Raw genomic sequence first — 21,349 nt, forward strand, 5'->3', positions numbered from 1 at the left:
GACTTAGAACCCAGCCGCTAATCCATCGCGGCGATGATCGCTACCGGCGATATACGCAGCGCTAGTATTTTCATCGAGCAATGCAATAGCTTGTGCGCTACCAAAGTCTAGGCTGTTGGCTGGCATCACAGCAACTTCATGCCCCATTGCTTTAAGGCCTTCAACTACTGCGGTAGGCATTGAGGCTTCCACTGTGAGCTTACCTAAGTCATCAATTCTCCAGCGTGGCGCATCAGAGCAGGCTTGTGGATTGAGATACTCATCAACAAAGCGCATTACAAACTGAATATGACCCTGGGGCTGCATATTGCCGCCCATCACACCAAACGCCATTGCGGGTTGTTCGCCTTTTGTTAAGAACGCCGGGATGATAGTGTGGAAAGGCCGCTTTCCAGGGGCGACTTGATTGGGGTGACCCTCAACCAAGCTAAAGCTCATGCCACGGTTATGGAAAGCAATGCCACCAGGGGCAACGACACCTGAGCCAAAGCCTTTGAAGTTTGATTGAATATAAGAAATGATCATGCCGGATTCATCGGCGGCGCAAAGATACACCGTGCCTCCCGCATGTGGATCTCCGGCGCCATAGCTTCCAGCGTGTTGATGATCAATGAGGGCGGCGCGACCTGCTAAATAGTCTCTATCCAATAAGGCGCTAGTAGGCACTTTCATGGTGTTGGCATCTGATACATGCGCATAAGCATCGGCAAAAGCGATGCGCATCGCCTCTACTTGCAAGTGAATGCGTTGCGCAGAGTTGGCGGGGTATTGCTTCACATTAGCTGCTTGCAAAATTCCCAGAGCCATTTGCGCCACAATGCCGGAACCGTTTGGAGGAATTTCATGAAGGGTGTAATCGCCATAGTCAAAGGCTAAAGGCTCAACCCATTCAGTTTTGTTAGCTGCGAAATCCGCCATCGTGAAACAGCCCCCAGTACTTTGGGCAAAGTCGACCATGGATTGGGCAAGAGTGCCCTTATAGAAGGATTCTCCTTCAGTATCGGCTATCTCACGAAGCGTTTTGGCTTGAGCGGGGTAGCGCCAGATTTGGCCGGCAGTAGGTGCTTTGCCATCAATCAAAAATGATTCAACAAAGCCCGGCTGATTTTTCAGAATCGGAATGGCCTCGCGCCATTGGCGCGCAATGACTGGTGAAACTGGAAAGCCGTTCTCGGCATAGTCAATTGCACGCTTAAAGAGTTGCGCAAATGGGAGTTTGCCAAATTTGCGAGAGAGTTCAATCCACCCAGATACCATGCCAGGCACGGTAACGGTATTCCACCCAATCAGATCCATCGCAGTTTTGCCGGCGAAATATTCTGGCGTCCATGCTGCCGGCGCTCTGCCAGATGCATTCATTCCATGTAGCTTTTTACCATCCCAAATCAATGCAAAGCCATCGCCACCTAAGCCATTCATCGTAGGCTCTACAACAGTGAGGGTGATGGCCGTAGCAAGAGCTGCATCGACAGCATTACCTCCGCTTTGAAGTGCCTCAATGCCAGCCTGAGTGGCGAGTGGCTGGGAACTGGCCACAGCATTCTTTGCAAGGACGGGCGCGCGGCCGCCACCAAAAGGAGGGGAAATAAGCATGGGATTAATCTATTCTAAAAGTGGCTATTTGAAGCTGGTATGTGCTCAATCAATTTTAACGTCTGCTGACTTTACTGCTTTTGCCCACTTATCTTGCTCGCTTTGGGTAATGGCCTGTAATTGCTCTGAATTAGCAAATTGGGGGTGGATGCCTTGATTTGCTAGACGCGCTTTGAAATCGGGGTTGGTCAAAATTTTCCGAATTTCTTTTTCAAGCTTTGCAACGATCACAGGTGAAGTGCCCTTAGGCGCATAGATTGCATAAAAATTTTCTACATCAAATTGCTTCATGCCATCCTGTCCTAAAGTTGGAACGGTAGGCATGAGCGGGGAACGTTCTGCCGCCGCAATAGCGATGGGGCGAAGCTTTCCACTTTGAATATGAGGTAGGGAGGCAGTCACGCTATCAAACATCATCAGCGTGTTTCCTGCGATGAGGTCAGGTAACGCAAAAGAGCTGCCTTTGTATGGGATGTGTGTTCCTGTCGCGCCGATCCGCTGCATGAACATGGTTGCTTCTAGATGAGAAAGACTGCCATTACCCTGAGAGGCGTAATTAAAGTTTCCCTTCTTCGACTTAATGAAGGCAATCAGTTCCGGTAAGTTTTTTGCGGGCACTGTAGGGTTCACCACAATTAAGTGAGGCACGGTCCCAATTAATGCGACTGGCACAAAGTCTTTAGTGAGGTCAGCTGGTGGATTTTTAAAGAGCGCTTGAGAAATCGATTGATTGGTCATTGCGCTAATGTGAATGGTGTAGCCATCAGGAGCGGCCTTTGCTGCCGCACCCAGGCCAATCATTCCCCCTGCACCAGGTTTGTTTTCAATGACAACGGATTGGCCGAGCGATTCTCCCAATGGTACTGCTACCGCGCGTGCAAAGGCGTCGGTAGAGCCACCCGCTGGAAAGGAGAGTATTGCCACGATGGGTTTCTTGGGCCAGTCGCTATCTGGTGCAGCAAGTGCCGACCCACAGAGGATCACCAGTGTGGATAGGCCGAGGAATAGTCGTGACAGATATTTTGAGGTATTCATTTCAAATTCCAGTGGGTTAATAAGTAATATAGTATTGGAAATCACACCAAAGGGTGTGCGACAAATGACAAACATCCATCGAGACAAATATGACTGCAGCACCAAAGGTTCCAGCTTCTATTGACATGTCGGCATATTGGTTGCCATACACCCCAAATCGTTACTTTCATCAGCACCCTAAGGTAATGCAGTCAGCCAAAGGAGCTTACTACTTTGATGATCATGGCCGAAAGCTATTTGATGGACTTTCGGGCCTGTGGTGCTCTCCTTTGGGGCATGGTGATCCGCGTATTGGTGCAGCGATTCAGAAGCAATACGAAACCATGGACTATTGCCCAGCATTTCAGATGGCTAGTGAAGCGACATTTACATTAGCCAGTCGAATTGTTCAAATGGCACCAGAAGGTTTGAGTAAAGTATTTTTTACTAACTCTGGATCTGAGGCGGTTGATACCGCTCTGAAGATTGCCATTGCCTACCATCGTGCCTTAGGAAACGCATCGCGCTTTCGAATGATTGGAAGAGAGCGGGCTTATCACGGTGTGGGTATCGGCGGGATTTCTGTGGGAGGCATTGTTGCCAACAGAAAATCGTTTGCCAACATGATGATGCCCGGAGTGGATCACTTGCCCCATACATTTAACCTCTCGCAGATGGCGTTTTCTAAAGGGCAGCCTACTTGGGGTGCTCACTTAGCTGATGAGTTAGAAAACATTGTGGCTTTACATGATGCGAATACGATCGCGGCAGTCATCTTGGAGCCGGTGCAAGGGTCTACTGGTGTGATTGTTCCGCCACAGGGGTATCTGCAAAAGATTCGGGATATTTGCACCAAGCATGGCATCTTGTTGATATTTGATGAGGTCATCACGGGCTTTGGTCGATTGGGCGCAAATTTTGGTGCCGATCGATTTGGTGTTACGCCAGACATGATCACCTTCGCGAAAGCGATCACTAATGGTGTGATTCCAATGGGCGGCGTCCTAGTGCGCGGTGATATATACGATGCCATCATGTCCCAAGGTGGACAGGAGCAGGCTATTGAATTCTTCCATGGTTATACCTACTCTGGACATCCAATTCCAACGGCGGCAGCCCATGCAGTCTTGGATATTTTTGAATCAGATGATTTAGTGAATCGCGCCAAGGCTTTAGAACCCGTTTTAGAAAATTCACTGCATGCGCTGAAAGGCAAATCGGGATTATTGGATATTCGTAACTTCGGGCTTTCAGGCGCGGTAGATCTCGAGCCTATTCCTGGTAAGCCAGGCCTCAGGGCGATGAAAACTTTGGAAGCTTGTATTGAAAGAGGCGCCTTAGTGCGCATCACGGGCGATACGATTGCGGTCGGGCCTCCATTCATCTCAAGCCCCGCTGAAGTGGAGTTCTTGGTAAGCGTATTGGGTGATGCGATTGATGATGCAATGAAGGTCAGCTAAAACCTAGCTTGCAGAGCGTACCTATTTGTTAAATAGGTGATACAGAATAGGAACGGCAACGGCGCTGATCACACCATTCATCCCCATGGCGAGGCTGGCATAAGTTCCAGCCTCCGGGTGGATGCTAAATGCGCGCGATGTACCAATGCCATGGGCGCCAATACCAATGGCAAAGCCACGTTGCCACCATGCCTTCATACCTAAGGCATTCAGAATAAAGGGTGCCAAAATGGCACCCAGTATTCCGGTGGTTACAGCAAAGATGGCTGTCAGAGTTGGCGATACCCCAATACGCTCGGCAATACCCATTGCAATTGGTGCGGTGACTGACTTCGGATACATTGCTCCGGTAATGCTGGAGTCAGCACCAAATAATTTGGCGATATTGACGGCGCTGACAATCGAGACCAAGCCGCCGGCAAGCAAAGAGGCAAGTAAGGGGATAGAGCGCCCCTTGAGGCTGCTAAGACCCCTATAAATAGGAATAGCCAGGGATACCGTGGCAGAGCCTAATAGGAAGTGAATAAACTGCGCACCTTCAAAGTAGGTGGAATAAGGCATCTCAATCAACTGAATCACGCTAGCAACCAAAATGATGGCAATCGCCACTGGGTTGGCCAATGGATTTTGTTTGGTGTTTTTATAGACCCATAATCCGATTTGATAAGCGGCCAGAGTGATGAATAGTGCAAATAGGGGGCTGCCAGATAAGTAAACCCAAATTTCAACGATGGAGTGTTTTTCGCTCATCAATCCACCTCGCGGGATTTAGCACTCAAAAAACGAACGACTATTGCACTAGTGGCTATGGTTAGAACGACGCTGGCAACCAAGGCACTGACAATAGCTAAAGCATTTGCCTTCAGTTGAGGGAGGAAGAGGACGACACCAACTGCCGCTGGCACAAATAGAAGACCAAAATATTGGCTAAAGCCATCAGCTACTGTGGCTAGGTCGTGGTTAATCCCTTTGCGGAGCATGAGCCAAACAATGAGTAGCACCAGGCCAATGACGGGCCCTGGCAAAGTGGGCAGTGCGAACTTGGAAATGAGTTCGCCGAGGCTTTGAAAAAACAGGATTTGGACGAGACCGGAGATCATGCTCCGATCTTACTGCCCCGCAATATATGTTGCATCGCAATAAATCATTTTTTGGTTAAGATAATCACAACAAAAGCAGGGGCTTTATCGATAAAGTCTCAATACAGATAACGCACAGGAGAGCGCTCATGGCTGACTTAAACATCAACGGCAAAAAATACAAGGTGGATGCCGATCCCGATACCCCGTTATTGTGGATTATTCGTGAGCAGATAGGTTTGACCGGCACCAAGTATGGCTGTGGAGTTGGTCAGTGCGGTGCTTGCACAGTGCTTTTCGAAGGGCAGGCGATTCGTAGCTGCTCTATTCCGGTAAGTGCCGCTGAAGGTAAGAAGATTGAAACGATCGAGAGCTTGGAGAAGAATGGTCAACTCTCTAAGGTTCAAAAAGCCTGGGTTGATAATCAAGTTCCACAATGTGGCTACTGCCAGTCTGGCATGGTTATGGCAACCACTGCTTTGTTGCGTAACAATCCTAAACCTACCGATGAACAGATTGAAGCTGCGGTAACCAATATCTGCCGTTGCGGAACCTTCCAACAAGTGCGTGATGCAATTCATGCCGTGAGCAAGGCATAAGGAGCAATCATGACTAAAAATCTCAATACAGCAACTTTAAATACTTCCCGTCGCAATTTCGTAGTGGGTGCTAGCGCCATTGGTGCTGGCTTGGCGATTGGTTTTGAGTTCCCTTTTATTTCCGCAGCGAATGCAGCAATGGGGACTGGTACTACTTCAATGGCACCTTTGGCTACGCCTGAGATTGGCGTTTGGGTAGTGGTGAAGCCCAATGATGACATTGTTGTTCGCATTGTGCGCTCCGAGATGGGGCAGGGAACCATTACTGGCTTAGCGCAAATGGTTGCTGAAGAATTGCAATGCGACTGGAAGAAGGTCTCTTATGAGTACCCATCTCCTGCAGAGAGCTTAAAGCGCAAGCAAGCATGGGGTAGTTACTCCACTGGTGGTAGTCGAGGAATTCGCACATCCGAGCAATATGTTCGCAAGGGTGGTGCAGCGGCGCGCATGATGTTGGTAGAGGCTGCCGCAAGTCAGTGGGGCGTTCCAGCATCAGAGTGCATTGCCAAAGATAGTGTAATTACACACACACCTTCTGGGCGCAAAACTACTTTCGGCAAAGTTTCTGTTGCCGCATCTCAGCTTGAAGTGCCAAAAGAGATCCCTTTAAAAGATCCTAAGGAATGGACTTTAATTGGTAAGTCAGTCAATCGTATTGATGGCGTATCCGACAAGGTCACTGGCAGACAGATTTATGCTATCGACCTCAAATTACCAGGTATGTTGGTCGCTACTATTCAAGAGTGCCCTGTCTTTGGCGGCAAGGTGAAGAGCTTTGATGCATCAAAGGCCTCCAGCATGAAGGGGGTGAAGAAGGTTGTGCAGGTTGGTGATTCAGCGGTGGCCGTGGTTGCCGATACTTTTTGGCAGGCAAAAACTGGCATGGATGCCGTGAGTATTGTTTGGGATGATGGTGCCAATGCCAATGTCTCAAGCGCTTCTATTAAGAAGATGTTGGAAGAAGGTCTGACTGCGAATGATGCTTTCGTGGGCAACGCTAATGGCGATGCTAAAGAGGCTATCGCAAAATCATCTAAAACGATTGAGGCAACGTATTTCTATCCATTTTTAAACCACGCTACTTTAGAGCCACAAACCGCTACCGCGAAGTGGACTGCAGACTCTTGTGAAGCATGGGTTCCTACTCAAGACGGTGAAGCGTCTTTAGCTGCTGTGATTGCGGCTTCAGGCTTGCCTGCAGAAAAGTGCAATGTGTATAAGGTCAACTTGGGCGGTGGTTTTGGTCGTCGTGGCGCATTCCAGGACTACACAACCCAAGCGGTCAATATCGCCAAGCAAATGCCAGGCACTCCAATTAAGTTGATTTGGACTCGCGCAGAGGATATGACTCAGGGTCGTTATCACCCCGTAATGATGTGTAAATTGACTGCGGGATTAGACGATCAGAAAAATATTACCGGCCTCAATATGCGACTCTCAGGCCAATCTATTTTGGCATCAGTCCGTCCAGCAGTCTTGGCTGCAAATAAAGGTAAAGATCCTTTAGTGTTCCAAGGTTTGGATCCCTCTGGTGAGCATGGCATTACATACAGCTTCCAGAATCTGAACATTGATCATGCGATGCGCAATACACATGTGCCACCTGGATTCTGGCGCGGCGTGAACGTGAACCAAAATGCGGTATTCCTTGAGACATTCATGGATGAGATGGCTGAAGCTGCTGGCGTTGATGCTGTGGAGTTCCGCCGCAAACATATGCAGCAGTATCCACGTGCCATAGCGGTTTTGAATGCGGTTGCTGATGGAATTGGTTGGACCAAGCCAGCTAAACCGGGAGTCTTCCGTGGAGTGGCGCAGATGAGATCGTTCGGTAGTTATGTCGCCGCTGCGTGCGAGCTGTCAGTTACTAAAGACAATGAAGTGAAGATTCATCGAATTGTTGCGGCCACTGACCCAGGTTATGTAGTCAATCCTGCTCAGGTTGCTCGCCAAGTGTCCGGATCGTTTGTGTATGGTTTGTCTGCACTCTTTGAGGAAGAAATTACCTTGGAGAAGGGCGCGGTTGTGCAGAAGAACTTTGACACCTTCAACTCGATTCGTCTCTCACAAATGCCTAAGGTTGAAACCATCATCATTCAAGGTGGCGGCAAAGAATGGGGTGGCGTTGGTGAGCCAACCATCGCTGTAGCGGCACCAGCAGTATTGAATGCTATCTATCGTGCCACTGGTAAGCGTTTGCGTACTGTGCCATTGAAAAATAGTGGGATTAAATTGGTTTAATGAATGAGTCTATGGTCAGGCAATAAGGAATGAGCAGGAAATGAGTGGCAAGCTGGCGGCGGTGTTGCTGGGAATGCTGACTCTTTTTCTGGCTCATTCGGCCTGGTCACAAACTCCGGCTTGGGACGGGGATTCGATTGCCGAGCCCCTGACAGTAGTTCCTGGAGATGCCTCTAAAGGTCGTGCCATTGTTGGTAATCGTCAAGTTGGCTTGTGTTTGTTGTGTCATAGTGGACCTTTTCCAGAGGAGCGCTTCCAAGGAAATTTAGCGCCAGATTTGGGTATCAGCGTGGCGCGCTTATCGGCTGCCCAGCTGAGAGCGCGGCTTGTGGATCCCAGTCGTTTTAATGCATCTAGCATCATGCCTGCCTATTTCAAAACTGAAGGTTTAAATCAAGTTGCACCGAAGTTTATTGGCGAGCCTATATTGAGTGGTCAAGAGATTGAGGATGTAGTCGCTTTTTTGGTGAGTATGAAAACCAAGGCGGTTCAGTAGGATGCAAAACTTAAGGATAGAGAAATGACGCAGCCAAATAAGCGTAGCGATATTCCAAACCTTGGGCGCCGTCTTTATATGAGCGCGCTTGGAGTCTTGGGCATCTCTAGTTGGATGATGCCTTTGATGGCGATAGCCAAAAAACCTGAGGCGATGGAGGCAATTACCAAGATCGTGGGTTCTAGTCCGGTCCGAGATGGACGAGTCAAACTGATTATTCCGCCTCTAGTAGAGAGTGGGAATTTAGTGGTTCTCAAAGTGAGCATCGAGAGTCCTATGACTTCAAGCGACTACGTCAAAGCAGTGCATATCATTGCCGAAGGTAATCCACTACCCAATATTTTCACCGCTTATTTCACACCCCGATCGGGTCGGGCCGATGTCACTACCCGTGTGCGTTTAGCGGATTCGCAGCGAGTTTGGGCAATTGCGCAAATGAGTGATGGCAGCTTTTGGCAAACCTATGCCGATACTTTAGTTACCTTGTCTGCTTGTACGGAGTTGGTATGAGTAAAACTTCTCGCACCGCTATTACGATGCCTTCACAGGCAAAAAAAGATTCCATTATTGAGATTCGCGCGATCGCTCAGCATGATATGGAAACAGGTTTTCGCTATACGGAAGATGGCAAGCGCGTACCCAGAGATATTATTCGGGCCTTTACCTGTCTCTATAACGGCGAAGAAGTATTCAAGGCCGATTTTTATCCTGGTATCGGCGCTAACCCGCTGATTATTTTTACTACTGTCGCGATTGCATCTGGCACATTGGAGTTTCATTGGGTCGGTGATGATGGCTATGAGGCGGTGAATCAGGCGCAAATTACTGTCACGTGAAATTGACTATCTTTTGTATTCGCTGGTGGAGCGCCGTTTTTCTTTTTACCAGCCTGAATCTTGCTTTTGCGGCGAATCCCCAGAAGGATGTCCGTCAGTCTAGTTATGATTTGATGACCTCTGAAAATAAGGCCATGCAGGATGATCCAAACTTGAACCCGGCGATGTTTTGGGTAATGGACGGTCACAGCCTCTGGAAAGAAAAAGCGGGAAAGAGTAATCAAGCTTGCGCTTCATGCCACGGAGATTCAGGAAATAGCATGAAGGGTGTCGCAGCTCAATTTCCAAAAGTAATACAAGGAAAGCTACAAACCCTTGAAGGGCAAATCAATCAATGCCGTAGCTCGCGCCAAGGGCTTTTGCCATTGGCCTATGAAAGCAAAGAACTTTTGGCTTTAACAGCGTTCGTCGCCACTCAATCTAAGGGCTTGCCCATTGCCATTCGAGAAACATCTCAAAACTCACAAGACCTCAAGCAGGGCAAAATCTTTTTCAATGAAAGAATGGGTCAACTGAATTTATCCTGCGCACAATGCCATCAAGAGAGGGCTGGATTGAGGTTGGGCGGCAGCTTGATTCCGCAAGGACATCCTACCGCATATCCCATCTATCGTATTGAGTGGCAGACGCTGGGATCTTTGCAAAGACGTTTACGCAATTGCATGAGTGGCGTGCGGGCCAAGCAATTTGAATACGGCTCTATAGAAATGGCTCAGCTAGAACTATTTTTGATGTGGCGTGCGAGAGGAATGCCCCTGGAATCTCCAGGGGTGAGACCTTAATCTGAGAAGACTACGGAAGTAGCGCCGTTAATCAGTACGCGATCATGTAGGTAGTAGCGTAGGGCGCGAGATAGTACGGTGCGCTCCAGATCGCGGCCCTTACGAACCAAATCTTCAGGGGTATCGCCATGGGTTACGCGAGTAACGTCTTGTTCGATGATTGGGCCTTCATCCAAATCACTCGTCACAAAGTGGGCTGTTGCGCCAATCAGCTTAATGCCACGGGCATGCGCTTGGTGGTAAGGCTTAGCACCTTTAAAACTTGGCAAGAATGAATGGTGAACGTTGATGCATCGTCCTGAAAGTTTGGTAGAGAGATCGTCTGACAGAATTTGCATATAGCGGGCCAAGATCACCATATCCACTTTAGAGTCGGCAACGATCTCTAGTAATTTAGCTTCTTGTGCCGGCTTGGTATCTGGCGTTACTGGGAGGTGATAAAAAGGAATGTCAGCAAAATCAATGCTAGCGTATACATCGCGCGGATGATTAGAAACAATGCCGCAAATAATCATCGGTAATTCACCAATGCGCCAGCGATATAACAGGTCGACCAGGCAATGATCTAACTTGGATGCCATGATTAGTACACGCTTTAATTCTTTGACGGCGCGCAGATCCCAGGTCAGATCAAAGCGTTTGGCAATCTCAACAAAGCCAGCTTTGAGAGTGTTGACATCCGCACTGCAGCTAAAGCTCACACGCATGAAGAAGCGCTTAGAGGCTTTGTCGTCAAATTGCTGTGCCTCCTCAATATCGCCGCCTAATTCAAAGATGTAGGTTGAGACTGCGGCAACGATGCCTGGACGATTAGGGCAGGTGAGTGTGAGGTAATAGTTTTCTGTGGTCATGGCTTCGATGGATCTAAATAAGATTGCTTACAAGCCCTAATTTTAGACTGCTTAAGCTTATAAGCCTCAATTTGGGCTATTTAGAGCGGGTTGACTACATTTGAGGCGAGTGGGGAGGTGCGATATCTGCTGGGCCAAGGTAGGGCTCGCTGAGGTCGTGGATTGGTGGAATGGGGATATCCACGCAAATAGGCTTTGGTCCCAGCGCATTCAAGAAATTGCAATCTTGCTTGGTGGCGGCCGAGGCGGCGTGCTCTAAAGGGGATTTGCCAGTAGTGGCGGTAGAGAGGATGCTGGCTGCAGTGCTAGGGTTGGCTACAGCTACAGACGCAGCTGCTGTTCCTGCAGAGCTAGCGGCTGCGGTAGTAGAGCTGCCTAGGGCGACCAACGGTGCGGCACAGCCACAAAGCATGGTGCCAAGAATGAGACCGCCCACCACGGGGTGGATGAGCATAAAAAAAGCAGACCGAATCTGGCGACTCGATCTGCTTAATAGAGTGGTTTGTTTACTTGCGAACGCAAACAACATTAAAAACACCCGCAGTCCAAGATTCATTGATGACAGGCTCGAATTCGCTATTTGGTGTTTTGTTATCTGAGACAACTTTCCCCGAACCTTTATTTCCGGAAAATTCCTTATATTCAATTGGGCGATAACTGATTGCGGGGCAGTTGTACTCATTGATACCAATAATGGAGCTGACGGGCTGCTTCGTTTTTGGATTAGCGCCAGGTTTTTTAAAATCGAGCATTGAGAGAATTTGTGCTTTTTCACCAGTATCTTTAATGGTGTCTAAATCAACATACACCACCATTAACTCATTTGATCCCAATTCTTTCCATTCAGCAAAAGCATTGGTCACGGGGAGGGTAGTAAGGGCGAGGATGGCTAGTGCGTAGATTTTTTTCATGGTGCGTCACATATCGGTTAAGTGGATTGGGTGTACGGCGCGGTTACGAAAACTCATTTTAAACTGCATAAGTCTATTTTTCCTTAATGCTTAGCTCAAGCTGTCGGTTAACTTTCTCGGGCTTCATTTGTAGGGGCAGATATTCATTTTTAGCCCAGAGCGCGCTCATATTGCGATAAAGCTTGCTTTGAACCCAGCCAGATTGGCCGGATTGGTATATGAAGAGCGACTGCTCTAGATTCGAAAGATCGTACAAGGTTCTTAAGCTTGGAGCTTGCTTGGTTTCAAACGGGTTGTCCGCCTTAAAGAGTTCGAGGCGACCCACGTTGATCGAAAAGCTATCTCCCGGGAAGGGTTGAGAGAGGTTGAAAAGACTTCCCAGTAATGGAATCTTGCTTAATGGGCGGTGTTCGGAAACGGCAATGTGGGCATTTCCCCAAACCCAATTTTTAGGATTGCTTCCATATTGCTTGCTGAGTTGTTCCAGGGCTTGATCGAATGCAGCATTGGATGCTTCTGCGCAAGTTTCTATCTGTTCGGTTTTGGGATTGTCGCACCAGGGGCTATTCGGATTTTTTAGCTGACTTAGTAAAGGCTGTCTAAAGTTCCGGGGACCATAGTTTTCTGAAAATAAATATCCCAGACGAGAAAAGACTTTCTGCGTCAACTGGTCAGCCCAGGCATTAAAAATTAACGCAGCAGTACTATCAGCTCGCATATCACCATCAAAGTTCTTGCTCAGTTCTAGCGCTTGTTGACCTAGCGAATGTTTTGGCTGACTAGATTTAAATAGCTCCAGTAGAGGCGTTGCCCCCAAAGAAAGTGTATCCGCTTGCATGGATTTCATGGAGTCAAAATCATGAGTGGATCTTGATTTAATGAGTTCAACGATTCGATCGTAGCGTGTGGGCAGATCCCAGTCAGCAGTCAAAGGATTGGGATCATTGCTAGCAAGAATTTTTTGATTGGCAGTAGCAATCCAACCAGACTCTGGGTTGCGGCTACTTGGGAGATGGTCAAACGGTACATAGCCTTGCCAGTCATATTGCCTTTCCCAGCCAAGGGCTGGTGCAACGCCATAGAGGCCTTGATGAAGGGTGCGCTTGGGTGCAACTCCTGCGGCTTGATAAGCAATGTTGCCCTCGATATCGGCCATCACAACGTTTTGCATGGGGGCGTAATTTTTTCGTAGGGCTTGCTCAAAAGTACTGAGGTCTTTAGCTTGATTCATTTCTATCAATCCTGCGACAGATTGATTTTCTACATCCAGCGCTGTCCAGCGTAATGCTAAAGCAAAGCGTTGGGTATCAATGGCGCGCTTTGCAGTCTCATAGGAATCCGAAATGACGGGGCCGTGCCTAGTCTCTTTCACTAAAAAGCGTAAGGGAGGCTCGCCCTTGATATCAATCATTTCTTGACGAACTTTAAATGCGAGAGGTCCGTCTGGACCGCGATATTGCCCAGGATTTTTTTGGTCTAGTTGCTCAATGTATAAATCCTGCACATCTGGTCCGGTATTGGTGAAGCTCCAGGCAAACTTATCTGTTCTACCGAGTACCACCGCTGGAATACCAGGCAATGTTCCCCCAATCACATTTAGTCCAGGGGCTTCAAGGTGGGCGAAGTACCAAACAGCTGGTGCTGATAATCCTAAGTGTGGATCGTTTGCAAGCAGGGGCTTTCCGGTAGAGGTGAGTTTGCCGCTTAAAGCCCAGTTATTGGAGCCAATACCATCTTTACCGCCAGGGACTTCATTTAAGGTGAGTTCAGTGGAAGGTAGTTTCTTTGACTTTAGATTTTTGGGTTGAGGGTTTTGATTGAAGACCCCAATATCGTGGTACATCTTGGCGAAATCCACATTGGTAACCAGCTCGCCCTCGTTGTACGGCTGCACAATTTCCCAAACTTGTTTGGTCGTCAGAAACTGAGAGAGTTCGAGGCGCTGCAATTCTTTATTCCAGTTACCGCCGAGATCGAGCGCCATCATCAGCATCCATGCCACGCTATCAGTGGGGGACCAATTCCCCGGTTTTGATCCAGTCAAAAAATATTCCACTGGAAGGGCCCAACCCAAATGGGCATTGCCGGCATTCACCCCATCTGCATAGGCTTGTAGCAATCTCTTGGTGGCGATGGGGTAACGATCAAATTGTTGTTCGGCAGCATGCTTAATGCCTAGGGTGCGAATGAAGCGGTCGATGGAAACCGTTTCTTTTCCGAGGATTTCCGAGAGGCGTCCACTGGCCAGTCTGCGATTAATCTCCATCTGCCAAGAGCGCTCACTTGCATGCAAGTAGCCCAAGGCAAATAGTGCGTCAGTCGATGTCTTGGCTTGTATATGAGGGATATCGCTGGCATCAAAAGTAATGACAACAGAGTCGCCCAGGCTTTTGATGGTGCGTTTGCCTGATGGGCTGCTATGGGCTGAGAGCAGGTAGGTCAATCCAAGCGCAACCAGCAGCAAAAGCGCCGCCGACCCGACCCAAAGGATGCCCCTGAATAGGGTTTTGAGGCCTGAGCTGGGGGCTGGTATTTTCATGGCAATAGTTTAGTGGGTTTGTCTGGGCTGGAGCAGAACCTTGATGTAACCGAGCTTCCGCTACATTCTGGCCCCCACATGCTAAAATTTTGCTTGTCTTGATTTATTGGCGTGGCTTTACTGCTCGCGCAAGCCCGAGTGGTGAAATCGGTAGACACAGCAGATTTAAAATCTGCCGACTCAAAAAAGTCGTGCCGGTTCGATTCCGGCCTCGGGCACCAAAGATTACTTTTTAATTCCCACTAAAAAGTAAAAGTCAGTAAATACAAGGGTTTACGGGTTGTCTGTTCTAGTTGATTCTGTTATAAAAGAGCAAATTAGAACCCCAATCCCGACAAAATCCCGACCGAAATCCCGACATCAACCCTCATGGCGTACATCAAAAAAACCAGTAAAGGTTATCAAGCTCAGATCGAGCTTAAAGGCATTCGCAAGAGTAAAACCTTTCCCACCAAGCGGGAAGCGATGGCTTGGGCTCACGATCAAGAGCAATCGATTATCGTTGAAAAAACGCTTTCCCCTGGCGAAAAACATACCCTGCGAAATGCGCTTGAGAAATATCGAGATGAGATCACTGATCGCAATACAGGCGCTCGCTGGGAAAAAGTGCGTATTAATGCTTTTTTAGCCCAGCCCCAATGGCTACCCTTAGATAAAAAGGTTGGCCAAGTCACCACGGAGGACTTTGGTATTTTTCGAGATGAGCGGTTAAAGACTGTCAAGCCTGGCACTGTCTTGCGTGAGTTTGGCATTCTCTCTGCCATGATGGAGGTGGTGCGCAAAGAATGGAAGTGGATTAAAGAAAACCCCATTAAGGATGTCAAAAAGCCTCAAGAGCCTGCACCGCGAGATCGTCTTATTACTCGCTCAGAAATCAAGCGCATGCTAAGAGGCATGGATTACCATCCAGCTGCGCCTCATGCTACGGGGACTATTCATGCAATAGCTGTCTGCTTTTTACTGGCCTTGCGCACTGGCATGCGTGCTGGAGATATGACTGGTTTGACCTGGGAGAATGTCTACCCACGTTATGTTGTCATCGAGCTCGATAAAGTAGGTCGGCGCAAAGGTATTGGCCGTGATGTGCCCCTCTCCAAGAAAGCGGTACGCATCATTGAAAAAATGCGCGGGTTTGATAAGAAATTGGTTTTTGCTTTAAAGTCTCAAACGCTAGATGCTAGATTTAGAGATATTCGAGAAGAAGTGGGCTTAACTGTTCGCCTGCCAGATCATGAAATTGATAAGAGGAAAACTTTTACATTTCATGACACCAAGCATACGGCTGCTACATGGATTGCTAAAACCTTCAAAAGCAACAAAGATATTAGCGCTCAGCAAGCCGTATTTGATATGTGCAAAATTTTTGGTTGGACAGATATGAATCGAGCACTTGATTACTATAATCCGGACCCTGAAGATGTCGCTGCTAGATTGGATTGACCTCTTGTGCCTTTCTTAGTATTGCTCTAGCAAATTCAACACCCCTAATAGGTGGAACAGTATCGGAATATACATTTATCATTACTTGTAATATTTCCTCATCTGTTATTTTTTCTGGATGGGTATGCTTTGCAGCCATTTCTCTATCTTCGCTGGTAAAAGTAGTCATACTTTCACTCCATATTTACTAAGCGTTTCCATGATCCTAGTTAAACATTGTTTTGCTGCAATGGACGGAGTAGAGCAGTTAAAGTCACTTTGCACATCAAAACTAACACCCTTAGATGCAACGCGCATTTCAACGCAAGAAAACCAAGCACCATCACTCATCTGAGACACTCTTGGCTTTCCATGGCGCGTCATCATGATTAACATTTCCTCAAGCGGTTTGTCATTCAATGAAATAGCAAATTCAGTCATTTCATTTGCCATAATTTACATCCTTGTAATGAGAAAATAAAAAAATACTAGTGCTGCAATAAACATAATCGTCTCGCAAATAATAGTTACCGATTCAATCATCTTTCACCCCACCGAAAAGTAATTCCTACATTGAACCAAATAAAAGTTAAATCGTTTTCTTTAGCACTTTTATGCTCTGCATCTGATCCATTTCTAAACCACATGATTGTTGGTAAAAGTGCAAACATGTCTTTTGGAATGAAGCCATATTCATAAATCCGCATTAACATCCCCTCAAATAGCGATCGATCTCTTCCCCAGTAATCAACCCATCAACGGCTTTTAGTTTTCCCTCCATCACCCGTTTTGATAGTGTTTTTGGAGTGATGCTCAGCAGCCTGGCGGCTTCGGTGTAGTTGTATCGCACAAAGCGCCTAAATGCTTGCTCAGCACCGCGTCTGGCAGATTCAATTAACATGCTTTGCAATGTGTTTTCTTCAATAGTGATATTCATTTGATTACCTTTGCATCTTTAATGGTTTTAGTATGTCCATCAAATACAAATTTCACGTTTGCTGGCATGGCATTGCTTTGACGTAAATGGACTCCATCATTCATATCGATGTAGGTGAGTACTACAACGTCTGGCACTGGCTTAATTCGATACCGCCAATCCTCATTCCACTTAGGATTTTTGGTATCAATCCAAGTCGATTCTGATAAAAACATTTTTCCCAGCGTGTACCTGCTAATGACTAGCTCTTGGATTTCTTCTCCATCTGCCCAAGCTTTGATGAGCTCTGCATGTTTATGTGGTGCTTTCATTGCTCTTGTTCCTCTATCTCTATTTCTTTTTCAACAATCTCTAAAGTATTCCAGCGATACTCACAAGCCTTGCAAACCCTTCTTCGGCGCAAATAATTGTGTTGTTTGTGCTGTGTTAGTCGTAGCAGTCTGTTCTCGGGCGCATGACACTTTGGGCAAAGCATGACGGGATTCATAGCTTTAACCCCGTATCCTCAATTGTGAAATGACGTGGGCTTTTATCAGCATGACGATCAATCACTGCTCCAGCTGCTTGATTCAAATCGCTCATGAAAGGTTTGCTCCTAGGAGGCCTATCGTCCACTAACATCCCTTGAATCATGGCATCTCTTAACACCACCAATGTTGAAATTCCTTTGGTCAAATGAGAAAGCTGGCTATCAAGATCGATGTCTTCGCCTTCATCCCACCATTGCTGAAAAATATGACGATGAAGTGCATCTAAATAAACGGACGCTCTTACTCCAGATGCACGCCAATTAAAGCGCCCATATTTACAAGCTCCTTCGAGCATGGCCACTCCCAACTCAGCTAATACCGCTTGTGGGACACATGAGATCCCCGCTTTGCGAGTGCCTACCATATCTTTTGGATTGGTTTGTTTTGTATCTGTCATATTTGGCTCACTTCATTTTGTTTGCAATAACAAACGCTATCCAACACAGGGCCGCTGGGTAGTCTTTATTAAATAAGTAATAGAGCGCTATGGTCCAAGCAATTAACCCTGCTAAACCATCTAAAATCTTGATCCAATTGATGTCTAACCCTACTAGAACAGCTCTAACATCTTGATATTTACCCATTACATTTCCTTTGCTAATTTCATGGCCGCCTTGTGTATCTTGGCGTTAAAAAATCGTCTTATGAGGTAGCTGCGTACCACCGAAATCACTGTGTAGATCAAGCCCATCACAAAGTTGGCTTCTAGCGATATGTGAAAGCCAAAATGAGGAAAGATCAGTAGATTGGCAAAATAATTAATCCAAAAACCAATCGCTACATTGATGCAGGCTTCGATAAATGAGCCTAAACGTGATTGACTCATCGATCGCTCCCAATGAGAATGATCACAACCACAATGATTCCAACAATCACAATTGCAGAAAATGCGAGAGCTTCATTTGGGCTCATGATGAATTTGCTCCTTATGAGTTAGGGCTGCATTCCATCCGCATATCCAAGCGGCCATCATCTTTTCGTGATGTACGCAAGATTCTTTGGGTGCAGAGATATGTGGCTCGGGTTTGTTATTCCACCAACGATCAAAATGCTCCAGGCAAATCAAAGCGTGTTTCATGCCATCTCCAGCTGCGCAAAGTGATGCGCAAACAATGCTTTGGTAATCGGATGATGAATAATGCGCAAAGGTTTTGGAACCTTTTTGGGCGGTATATTGGGATCTTTTGCGTAGTAATAAAAAGAATACCCACCATGATTTGTTGCTGAGCCAATTGATTCGCGCTCAATCTCATAGTATTTGCGAGTGCGTCTTAAGATTCCCCTGGCGGTACTCTCTTTCATTGCCAGTCCGCGCATGATTTCATAAGCGGTGCATCCTGGGTTATCGATGACGTACTTGAATACTTTTAAATCATTCTCAAGCGCTGACATTGGCGGCTTTCTTGGTCTGAAGGATTAAATGAATTACCTTCGCGCAGCAGGCCATTTGGTTTGCCATCAACCCGCCCCCGCTTAGGTAGTAGAAAGAATTGGCATTAGCCATAAAAAACATTTCCGGAGACGTGCCACGCTTTGCGCCAACTGTAATCTTTGCAATTTCTCTTAAACCAAATCGTGTCTTTTAAGCGAAGAAGAAGTCTTTTCATGTAAGTATTGATGTGTAATAAATTTAGGGAGTAATGCTTCGGATAATTTCTTGAAAATCGGCTTTAAATCGCTTGGCAGCGCCCTTTAAAACCAATTTTTTTGCATACGGCACTTCACTCCATGGGAGTAGGGTGATGTCTAATTCCAGCTTTGCGCTCCTGGCAAGAATTTCTTTTGCATTCAAATTGGCGCGATCCCATGTTTGACCAAATCGGTCTACATCTAATTGCATGCCAAGAATGGCTTTGCATTTGGCAATCTCAACACTAGCTAATTCACTCATTTTGCTAATCTCCTTTAGAAATCCCCGTCTCTCCGAGGTGTCACCCCATAACTCAGCACCTTTAAGGGGTGGTGCTACCATGCTGTTACCTCTAACAACCATGGAAATCGTCGTGAAATCTTCATTAACAGCGGGATCAAAATTTAGGTACATTGCAGAACCTGGACTATCTACAAACATAAGAATTGTTTTTTCCGATGGGACAGTCATTACGACTACATTGGCTCCTGGACTCGATTTGCAAATTGTTGCCGGAACAAGTAATAGCCTTGAGTTCTATATCGATAAAGTTTTTGGCGGAAATATCAGTCCTGTTGATTAGCTTTTTAATTAAACAAACGCCGCTTAAATTTTTAATTTGAATATTTATCATTTCATTCACCAATCGGGCGGTTATTCAGTCTCATTGGCTGAAATGACAATTTGATTGGAAATGCTATCTTGCTCACTCATCAATTCGCCATCAAATTGCTCATCAATACCGGCATCAAAAGCTTTTTCGCTAATGGCCAATAGGTTTTCTAGGTAAGGTGATGCTGTTTTCATTGCTTAAACAAATGCCGCTCTAGCAAGTTCAAAGAAAAAAAACATGGCAGCTAAGATCAAAAACCATTTAAACCAAACATCGGATGAATCAATGTGGTCGCGTGAGCGGATCAAGCGTTGGTCTGGGGTGATGTAATCGTTTTTCATTTCGACACTCCTTTTTTGTTAGCAATGGGAGTGATCGTATCGGTATTCCGATAGTCTTGCAAGTGCTATTTATCGAAAAAACGATATATTTTGAAAAAAAAGAGTAAGGAAAACCCTAATATGTCTCGAAAATGCAAAAGAAACCCGCACAAAACGGGCATTAGAAATAGCTAGGTTAAAGCTATTTATCCACTTTTACGACATAGTAAATATCGTAAATGGTTCCAAAAAGTCCAACTTGCTTTTTGACTGCAGACCGGCTAACTATTGTTAAGTTTTTATTGGTAATGTTGTTCTCGCTTAACCATCGATTAAGCCATTCAATACGTATTTGCTCTGCTTCGTTTGAATTTTCTGGATAGGCAGCATCGCCGTAAGCAGTAAAAGTAAAATAATTGGCATTAGCATCTGTCTTGAGCGGTTGAAATTTTGTTGCGCCAAAATCTAAATTGGCACAAGCTTGCAAAGTACATAAAATGCAAGTTAATAAAATATTTTTCAATGCTCCAAGCCTATTAAACTCATGCAATGTTTGCATTTCTTTGCATCTTTTAAAATCAATTCTGCACAAAATGGGCATTTTTTATGAGTGCTTGAATTTGGCACAGATTCTTTATCAAAAATATTTTCTGCAACTGCTGCAAATGCAAATCCAATTAGCGGACTTAAAATTAATGAAAGAACAATAAACCCACCAACAGATCTGCCTTTATTTCCGGCGTAGACACCCACAACAATAGACAATAAAAGCCAACTAATAAAAATCCATAAATCAAACATATTAAAAATCCTCGCTGCACCAAACTTTAAGGACTCTACCAAACACTTCAAAATCCATATTTGGTTTTATAGTCCAGCTATCGTACCCTTTATTTTCTGATATAGCTCTAATGCCATCGCCTGGAATGCGTTGAAGGCGCTTAATAAATCCCTCATCTCCAACTCGAAAAAAATAAATTGCATCGAATTCTACAGATTTCACTCCTATATCTACAAGAAGAGGGTCTCCTGAATTAAACATGGGCCTCATTGAATCACCAAATCCGGTAACTATGCATAAATTAGAAACAGATGAATGAGCTTTCACATTTTTTGTAAGCCAATCAGGAGATACTCTCCAGCTTTCAATGATTCCAGATTGATCTCGCATAACTAGGCCATTCCCCATAGAGCCTGCAGCATTAAATTGCGGAATTGTTATTTCACTAGTTTTAGATTTTATAACTTCCATTTTGGATGGGTTCATTTTCCCTTTTCCAGTAGTTAGCCACATAGGGTCTATCCCGCATCTATCTGCCCAAAGTACTGCATGAGAAGATCCGCTACCTTCTGATTCTGCGGACGCAAGCGTACTCAATGGAGTAGCCGTATCTCTGGCAAGCTGAACTTGAGTCAAACCCGCAAATTCCCTAGCCTTTTTTAGTCGTTTTCCAAATTCTGTAGTCATTTTTAAAGTCTATTGAATTCAAATATCGGAA

General features: G+C 46.1%; 33 protein-coding genes and 1 tRNA gene. 10 read left to right on the plus strand and 24 right to left on the minus strand.

Going from position 1 to position 21,349, the window contains the following annotated elements; translation table 11 throughout:
• Positions 1-3: 3 nt before the first annotated feature.
• Both FD960_RS03375 and FD960_RS03380 read right to left on the minus strand, forming a co-directional pair.
• On the minus strand, positions 4-1,593 hold the full coding sequence (locus FD960_RS03375) for a gamma-glutamyltransferase family protein (RefSeq protein WP_215299903.1): 1,590 nt from the start codon (positions 1,591-1,593) through the stop codon (positions 4-6).
• A 45-nt stretch (positions 1,594-1,638) separates the two neighbouring features.
• Positions 1,639-2,628, minus strand: a complete 990-nt coding sequence (locus tag FD960_RS03380) for a tripartite tricarboxylate transporter substrate binding protein (protein WP_215299905.1) — start codon at positions 2,626-2,628, stop codon at positions 1,639-1,641.
• An 89-nt stretch (positions 2,629-2,717) separates the two neighbouring features.
• Between FD960_RS03380 and FD960_RS03385 the strand changes: the two genes are divergently transcribed.
• Positions 2,718-4,067: an aminotransferase class III-fold pyridoxal phosphate-dependent enzyme gene (locus FD960_RS03385; protein ID WP_215299907.1), complete on the plus strand. Its 1,350-nt coding sequence runs from the start codon at positions 2,718-2,720 to the stop codon at positions 4,065-4,067.
• Between the two features lie 21 nt (positions 4,068-4,088).
• Here the strand turns inward: FD960_RS03385 and FD960_RS03390 are convergent, their stop codons facing one another.
• Positions 4,089-4,817 carry an LrgB family protein gene (locus FD960_RS03390; protein WP_215299908.1) on the minus strand — a complete coding sequence of 243 codons (729 nt, stop codon included), beginning with the start codon at positions 4,815-4,817 and terminating at the stop codon, positions 4,089-4,091.
• Positions 4,817-5,167 (minus strand): CidA/LrgA family protein, encoded by a 351-nt coding sequence (locus FD960_RS03395; protein ID WP_215299909.1) that lies wholly within the window; start codon positions 5,165-5,167, stop codon positions 4,817-4,819. The genes FD960_RS03390 and FD960_RS03395 overlap by 1 nt, the downstream gene beginning before the upstream one ends.
• A gap of 128 nt (positions 5,168-5,295) precedes the next feature.
• On the opposite strand from FD960_RS03395, the gene FD960_RS03400 reads away from it, so the two are divergent.
• The 6 genes from FD960_RS03400 to soxA are packed head-to-tail and all read left to right on the plus strand — an operon-like array spanning position 5,296 to position 10,100.
• Entirely contained in the window at positions 5,296-5,745 is a 450-nt protein-coding gene (locus tag FD960_RS03400; protein ID WP_215299911.1) for a (2Fe-2S)-binding protein, read from the plus strand.
• A gap of 9 nt (positions 5,746-5,754) precedes the next feature.
• On the plus strand, positions 5,755-7,986 hold the full coding sequence (locus tag FD960_RS03405; protein WP_215299913.1) for a xanthine dehydrogenase family protein molybdopterin-binding subunit: 2,232 nt from the start codon (positions 5,755-5,757) through the stop codon (positions 7,984-7,986).
• 40 nt (positions 7,987-8,026) lie between these two features.
• Positions 8,027-8,482, plus strand: a complete 456-nt coding sequence (soxX, locus tag FD960_RS03410) for a sulfur oxidation c-type cytochrome SoxX (protein WP_215299915.1) — start codon at positions 8,027-8,029, stop codon at positions 8,480-8,482.
• A 24-nt stretch (positions 8,483-8,506) separates the two neighbouring features.
• Complete coding sequence (locus tag FD960_RS03415) at positions 8,507-8,992, plus strand: SoxY-related AACIE arm protein (RefSeq protein WP_215299917.1); 486 nt, start codon at positions 8,507-8,509, stop codon at positions 8,990-8,992.
• Positions 8,989-9,318: a thiosulfate oxidation carrier complex protein SoxZ gene (locus tag FD960_RS03420; protein WP_215299919.1), complete on the plus strand. Its 330-nt coding sequence runs from the start codon at positions 8,989-8,991 to the stop codon at positions 9,316-9,318. Before FD960_RS03415 ends, FD960_RS03420 begins: the two co-directional genes overlap by 4 nt.
• On the plus strand, positions 9,315-10,100 hold the full coding sequence (gene soxA, locus FD960_RS03425) for a sulfur oxidation c-type cytochrome SoxA (protein WP_251369838.1): 786 nt from the start codon (positions 9,315-9,317) through the stop codon (positions 10,098-10,100). The genes FD960_RS03420 and soxA overlap by 4 nt, the downstream gene beginning before the upstream one ends.
• Here the strand turns inward: soxA and purU are convergent.
• The 4 genes from purU to FD960_RS03445 form a co-directional block, all read right to left on the minus strand.
• On the minus strand, positions 10,097-10,951 hold the full coding sequence (gene purU, locus FD960_RS03430; RefSeq protein ID WP_215299921.1) for a formyltetrahydrofolate deformylase: 855 nt from the start codon (positions 10,949-10,951) through the stop codon (positions 10,097-10,099). The genes soxA and purU overlap by 4 nt on opposite strands.
• Before the next feature lie 94 nt (positions 10,952-11,045).
• Positions 11,046-11,405 carry a hypothetical protein gene (locus FD960_RS03435; protein ID WP_215299923.1) on the minus strand — a complete coding sequence of 120 codons (360 nt, stop codon included), beginning with the start codon at positions 11,403-11,405 and terminating at the stop codon, positions 11,046-11,048.
• 52 nt (positions 11,406-11,457) lie between these two features.
• Positions 11,458-11,862, minus strand: a complete 405-nt coding sequence (locus tag FD960_RS03440) for a surface-adhesin E family protein (RefSeq protein ID WP_215299925.1) — start codon at positions 11,860-11,862, stop codon at positions 11,458-11,460.
• A gap of 73 nt (positions 11,863-11,935) precedes the next feature.
• Positions 11,936-14,401 (minus strand): penicillin acylase family protein, encoded by a 2,466-nt coding sequence (locus tag FD960_RS03445; RefSeq protein ID WP_215299927.1) that lies wholly within the window; start codon positions 14,399-14,401, stop codon positions 11,936-11,938.
• Positions 14,402-14,533: 132 nt separating this feature from the next.
• Between FD960_RS03445 and FD960_RS03450 the strand changes: the two genes are divergently transcribed.
• Positions 14,534-14,622, plus strand: a tRNA-Leu gene (locus FD960_RS03450).
• 148 nt (positions 14,623-14,770) lie between these two features.
• Complete coding sequence (locus tag FD960_RS03455) at positions 14,771-15,841, plus strand: tyrosine-type recombinase/integrase (protein WP_215299929.1); 1,071 nt, start codon at positions 14,771-14,773, stop codon at positions 15,839-15,841.
• Here the strand turns inward: FD960_RS03455 and FD960_RS03460 are convergent.
• The 11 genes from FD960_RS03460 to FD960_RS03505 form a co-directional block, all read right to left on the minus strand.
• Positions 15,828-16,010, minus strand: coding sequence for a hypothetical protein (locus tag FD960_RS03460; RefSeq protein WP_215299931.1), 183 nt, complete (start codon positions 16,008-16,010; stop codon positions 15,828-15,830). The genes FD960_RS03455 and FD960_RS03460 overlap by 14 nt on opposite strands.
• A complete protein-coding gene (locus FD960_RS03465) occupies positions 16,007-16,261 on the minus strand; it encodes a hypothetical protein (RefSeq protein ID WP_215299932.1) in 255 nt (84 codons plus the stop codon). The genes FD960_RS03460 and FD960_RS03465 overlap by 4 nt, the downstream gene beginning before the upstream one ends.
• Before the next feature lie 265 nt (positions 16,262-16,526).
• Positions 16,527-16,757, minus strand: coding sequence for a helix-turn-helix domain-containing protein (locus tag FD960_RS03470; RefSeq protein WP_215299934.1), 231 nt, complete (start codon positions 16,755-16,757; stop codon positions 16,527-16,529).
• Positions 16,754-17,068 (minus strand): hypothetical protein, encoded by a 315-nt coding sequence (locus FD960_RS03475; protein WP_215299936.1) that lies wholly within the window; start codon positions 17,066-17,068, stop codon positions 16,754-16,756. Before FD960_RS03475 ends, FD960_RS03470 begins: the two co-directional genes overlap by 4 nt.
• Positions 17,065-17,244 carry a hypothetical protein gene (locus tag FD960_RS10560; protein ID WP_371817440.1) on the minus strand — a complete coding sequence of 60 codons (180 nt, stop codon included), beginning with the start codon at positions 17,242-17,244 and terminating at the stop codon, positions 17,065-17,067. The genes FD960_RS03475 and FD960_RS10560 overlap by 4 nt, the downstream gene beginning before the upstream one ends.
• Complete coding sequence (locus tag FD960_RS03480) at positions 17,241-17,684, minus strand: dATP/dGTP diphosphohydrolase domain-containing protein (protein WP_215299938.1); 444 nt, start codon at positions 17,682-17,684, stop codon at positions 17,241-17,243. The genes FD960_RS10560 and FD960_RS03480 overlap by 4 nt, the downstream gene beginning before the upstream one ends.
• Before the next feature lie 7 nt (positions 17,685-17,691).
• Complete coding sequence (locus FD960_RS03485) at positions 17,692-17,871, minus strand: hypothetical protein (RefSeq protein ID WP_215299940.1); 180 nt, start codon at positions 17,869-17,871, stop codon at positions 17,692-17,694.
• The gene (locus tag FD960_RS03490) at positions 17,871-18,113 is read right to left on the minus strand and encodes a hypothetical protein (protein WP_215299941.1); all 243 of its coding nucleotides are present in this window, start codon (positions 18,111-18,113) and stop codon (positions 17,871-17,873) included. The genes FD960_RS03485 and FD960_RS03490 overlap by 1 nt, the downstream gene beginning before the upstream one ends.
• Positions 18,114-18,185: 72 nt before the next feature.
• The gene (locus FD960_RS03495; protein WP_215299942.1) at positions 18,186-18,365 is read right to left on the minus strand and encodes a hypothetical protein; all 180 of its coding nucleotides are present in this window, start codon (positions 18,363-18,365) and stop codon (positions 18,186-18,188) included.
• Complete coding sequence (locus FD960_RS03500) at positions 18,362-18,679, minus strand: hypothetical protein (protein ID WP_215299944.1); 318 nt, start codon at positions 18,677-18,679, stop codon at positions 18,362-18,364. Before FD960_RS03500 ends, FD960_RS03495 begins: the two co-directional genes overlap by 4 nt.
• Before the next feature lie 238 nt (positions 18,680-18,917).
• Positions 18,918-19,178 carry a hypothetical protein gene (locus tag FD960_RS03505; protein ID WP_215299945.1) on the minus strand — a complete coding sequence of 87 codons (261 nt, stop codon included), beginning with the start codon at positions 19,176-19,178 and terminating at the stop codon, positions 18,918-18,920.
• 112 nt (positions 19,179-19,290) lie between these two features.
• Between FD960_RS03505 and FD960_RS03510 the strand changes: the two genes are divergently transcribed.
• Positions 19,291-19,500 (plus strand): hypothetical protein, encoded by a 210-nt coding sequence (locus FD960_RS03510; protein ID WP_215299946.1) that lies wholly within the window; start codon positions 19,291-19,293, stop codon positions 19,498-19,500.
• A gap of 71 nt (positions 19,501-19,571) precedes the next feature.
• Here the strand turns inward: FD960_RS03510 and FD960_RS03515 are convergent, their stop codons facing one another.
• The 5 genes from FD960_RS03515 to FD960_RS03535 all read right to left on the minus strand — a co-directional run bounded on the left by FD960_RS03515 (position 19,572) and on the right by FD960_RS03535 (position 21,318).
• Positions 19,572-19,724, minus strand: coding sequence for a hypothetical protein (locus tag FD960_RS03515; RefSeq protein ID WP_215299948.1), 153 nt, complete (start codon positions 19,722-19,724; stop codon positions 19,572-19,574).
• Positions 19,725-19,727: 3 nt separating this feature from the next.
• The gene (locus FD960_RS03520; protein ID WP_215299950.1) at positions 19,728-19,871 is read right to left on the minus strand and encodes a hypothetical protein; all 144 of its coding nucleotides are present in this window, start codon (positions 19,869-19,871) and stop codon (positions 19,728-19,730) included.
• A 181-nt stretch (positions 19,872-20,052) separates the two neighbouring features.
• Positions 20,053-20,409 (minus strand): hypothetical protein, encoded by a 357-nt coding sequence (locus FD960_RS03525; protein WP_215299952.1) that lies wholly within the window; start codon positions 20,407-20,409, stop codon positions 20,053-20,055.
• Complete coding sequence (locus FD960_RS03530; protein ID WP_215299954.1) at positions 20,370-20,651, minus strand: inorganic phosphate transporter; 282 nt, start codon at positions 20,649-20,651, stop codon at positions 20,370-20,372. Before FD960_RS03530 ends, FD960_RS03525 begins: the two co-directional genes overlap by 40 nt.
• 1 nt (position 20,652) lies before the next feature.
• Positions 20,653-21,318: a LexA family transcriptional regulator gene (locus FD960_RS03535; RefSeq protein WP_215299956.1), complete on the minus strand. Its 666-nt coding sequence runs from the start codon at positions 21,316-21,318 to the stop codon at positions 20,653-20,655.
• Between the last annotated feature and the right edge of the window lie 31 nt (positions 21,319-21,349).

Source organism: Polynucleobacter sp. AP-Nino-20-G2 (assembly GCF_018688235.1).
In the GTDB taxonomy this organism is placed as follows: Bacteria; Pseudomonadota; Gammaproteobacteria; order Burkholderiales; family Burkholderiaceae; genus Polynucleobacter.

What these genes read in the sequence shown, in the direction of transcription:
- FD960_RS10560 (WP_371817440.1), bottom strand. Translation starts at nt 17,244, where the DNA reads ATGAATCCCGTCATGCTTTGCCCAAAGTGTCATGCGCCCGAGAACAGA.
- FD960_RS03440 (WP_215299925.1), bottom strand. Translation starts at nt 11,862, where the DNA reads ATGAAAAAAATCTACGCACTAGCCATCCTCGCCCTTACTACCCTCCCC.
- FD960_RS03420 (WP_215299919.1), top strand. Translation starts at nt 8,989, where the DNA reads ATGAGTAAAACTTCTCGCACCGCTATTACGATGCCTTCACAGGCAAAA.
- FD960_RS03470 (WP_215299934.1), bottom strand. Translation starts at nt 16,757, where the DNA reads ATGAATATCACTATTGAAGAAAACACATTGCAAAGCATGTTAATTGAA.
- FD960_RS03475 (WP_215299936.1), bottom strand. Translation starts at nt 17,068, where the DNA reads ATGAAAGCACCACATAAACATGCAGAGCTCATCAAAGCTTGGGCAGAT.
- FD960_RS03455 (WP_215299929.1), top strand. Translation starts at nt 14,771, where the DNA reads ATGGCGTACATCAAAAAAACCAGTAAAGGTTATCAAGCTCAGATCGAG.
- FD960_RS03485 (WP_215299940.1), bottom strand. Translation starts at nt 17,871, where the DNA reads ATGGGTAAATATCAAGATGTTAGAGCTGTTCTAGTAGGGTTAGACATC.
- FD960_RS03465 (WP_215299932.1), bottom strand. Translation starts at nt 16,261, where the DNA reads ATGACTGAATTTGCTATTTCATTGAATGACAAACCGCTTGAGGAAATG.
- FD960_RS03375 (WP_215299903.1), bottom strand. Translation starts at nt 1,593, where the DNA reads ATGCTTATTTCCCCTCCTTTTGGTGGCGGCCGCGCGCCCGTCCTTGCA.
- FD960_RS03460 (WP_215299931.1), bottom strand. Translation starts at nt 16,010, where the DNA reads ATGACTACTTTTACCAGCGAAGATAGAGAAATGGCTGCAAAGCATACC.
- purU (WP_215299921.1), bottom strand. Translation starts at nt 10,951, where the DNA reads ATGACCACAGAAAACTATTACCTCACACTCACCTGCCCTAATCGTCCA.
- FD960_RS03380 (WP_215299905.1), bottom strand. Translation starts at nt 2,628, where the DNA reads ATGAATACCTCAAAATATCTGTCACGACTATTCCTCGGCCTATCCACA.
- soxX (WP_215299915.1), top strand. Translation starts at nt 8,027, where the DNA reads ATGAGTGGCAAGCTGGCGGCGGTGTTGCTGGGAATGCTGACTCTTTTT.
- FD960_RS03525 (WP_215299952.1), bottom strand. Translation starts at nt 20,409, where the DNA reads ATGCAAACATTGCATGAGTTTAATAGGCTTGGAGCATTGAAAAATATT.
- FD960_RS03385 (WP_215299907.1), top strand. Translation starts at nt 2,718, where the DNA reads ATGACTGCAGCACCAAAGGTTCCAGCTTCTATTGACATGTCGGCATAT.
- FD960_RS03505 (WP_215299945.1), bottom strand. Translation starts at nt 19,178, where the DNA reads ATGAGTGAATTAGCTAGTGTTGAGATTGCCAAATGCAAAGCCATTCTT.
- FD960_RS03480 (WP_215299938.1), bottom strand. Translation starts at nt 17,684, where the DNA reads ATGACAGATACAAAACAAACCAATCCAAAAGATATGGTAGGCACTCGC.
- FD960_RS03490 (WP_215299941.1), bottom strand. Translation starts at nt 18,113, where the DNA reads ATGAGTCAATCACGTTTAGGCTCATTTATCGAAGCCTGCATCAATGTA.
- FD960_RS03500 (WP_215299944.1), bottom strand. Translation starts at nt 18,679, where the DNA reads ATGTCAGCGCTTGAGAATGATTTAAAAGTATTCAAGTACGTCATCGAT.
- FD960_RS03520 (WP_215299950.1), bottom strand. Translation starts at nt 19,871, where the DNA reads ATGAAAAACGATTACATCACCCCAGACCAACGCTTGATCCGCTCACGC.
- FD960_RS03435 (WP_215299923.1), bottom strand. Translation starts at nt 11,405, where the DNA reads ATGCTCATCCACCCCGTGGTGGGCGGTCTCATTCTTGGCACCATGCTT.
- FD960_RS03405 (WP_215299913.1), top strand. Translation starts at nt 5,755, where the DNA reads ATGACTAAAAATCTCAATACAGCAACTTTAAATACTTCCCGTCGCAAT.
- FD960_RS03445 (WP_215299927.1), bottom strand. Translation starts at nt 14,401, where the DNA reads ATGAAAATACCAGCCCCCAGCTCAGGCCTCAAAACCCTATTCAGGGGC.
- FD960_RS03400 (WP_215299911.1), top strand. Translation starts at nt 5,296, where the DNA reads ATGGCTGACTTAAACATCAACGGCAAAAAATACAAGGTGGATGCCGAT.
- FD960_RS03495 (WP_215299942.1), bottom strand. Translation starts at nt 18,365, where the DNA reads ATGAAACACGCTTTGATTTGCCTGGAGCATTTTGATCGTTGGTGGAAT.
- FD960_RS03535 (WP_215299956.1), bottom strand. Translation starts at nt 21,318, where the DNA reads ATGACTACAGAATTTGGAAAACGACTAAAAAAGGCTAGGGAATTTGCG.
- FD960_RS03390 (WP_215299908.1), bottom strand. Translation starts at nt 4,817, where the DNA reads ATGAGCGAAAAACACTCCATCGTTGAAATTTGGGTTTACTTATCTGGC.
- FD960_RS03415 (WP_215299917.1), top strand. Translation starts at nt 8,507, where the DNA reads ATGACGCAGCCAAATAAGCGTAGCGATATTCCAAACCTTGGGCGCCGT.
- FD960_RS03395 (WP_215299909.1), bottom strand. Translation starts at nt 5,167, where the DNA reads ATGATCTCCGGTCTCGTCCAAATCCTGTTTTTTCAAAGCCTCGGCGAA.
- FD960_RS03530 (WP_215299954.1), bottom strand. Translation starts at nt 20,651, where the DNA reads ATGTTTGATTTATGGATTTTTATTAGTTGGCTTTTATTGTCTATTGTT.
- FD960_RS03515 (WP_215299948.1), bottom strand. Translation starts at nt 19,724, where the DNA reads ATGAAAACAGCATCACCTTACCTAGAAAACCTATTGGCCATTAGCGAA.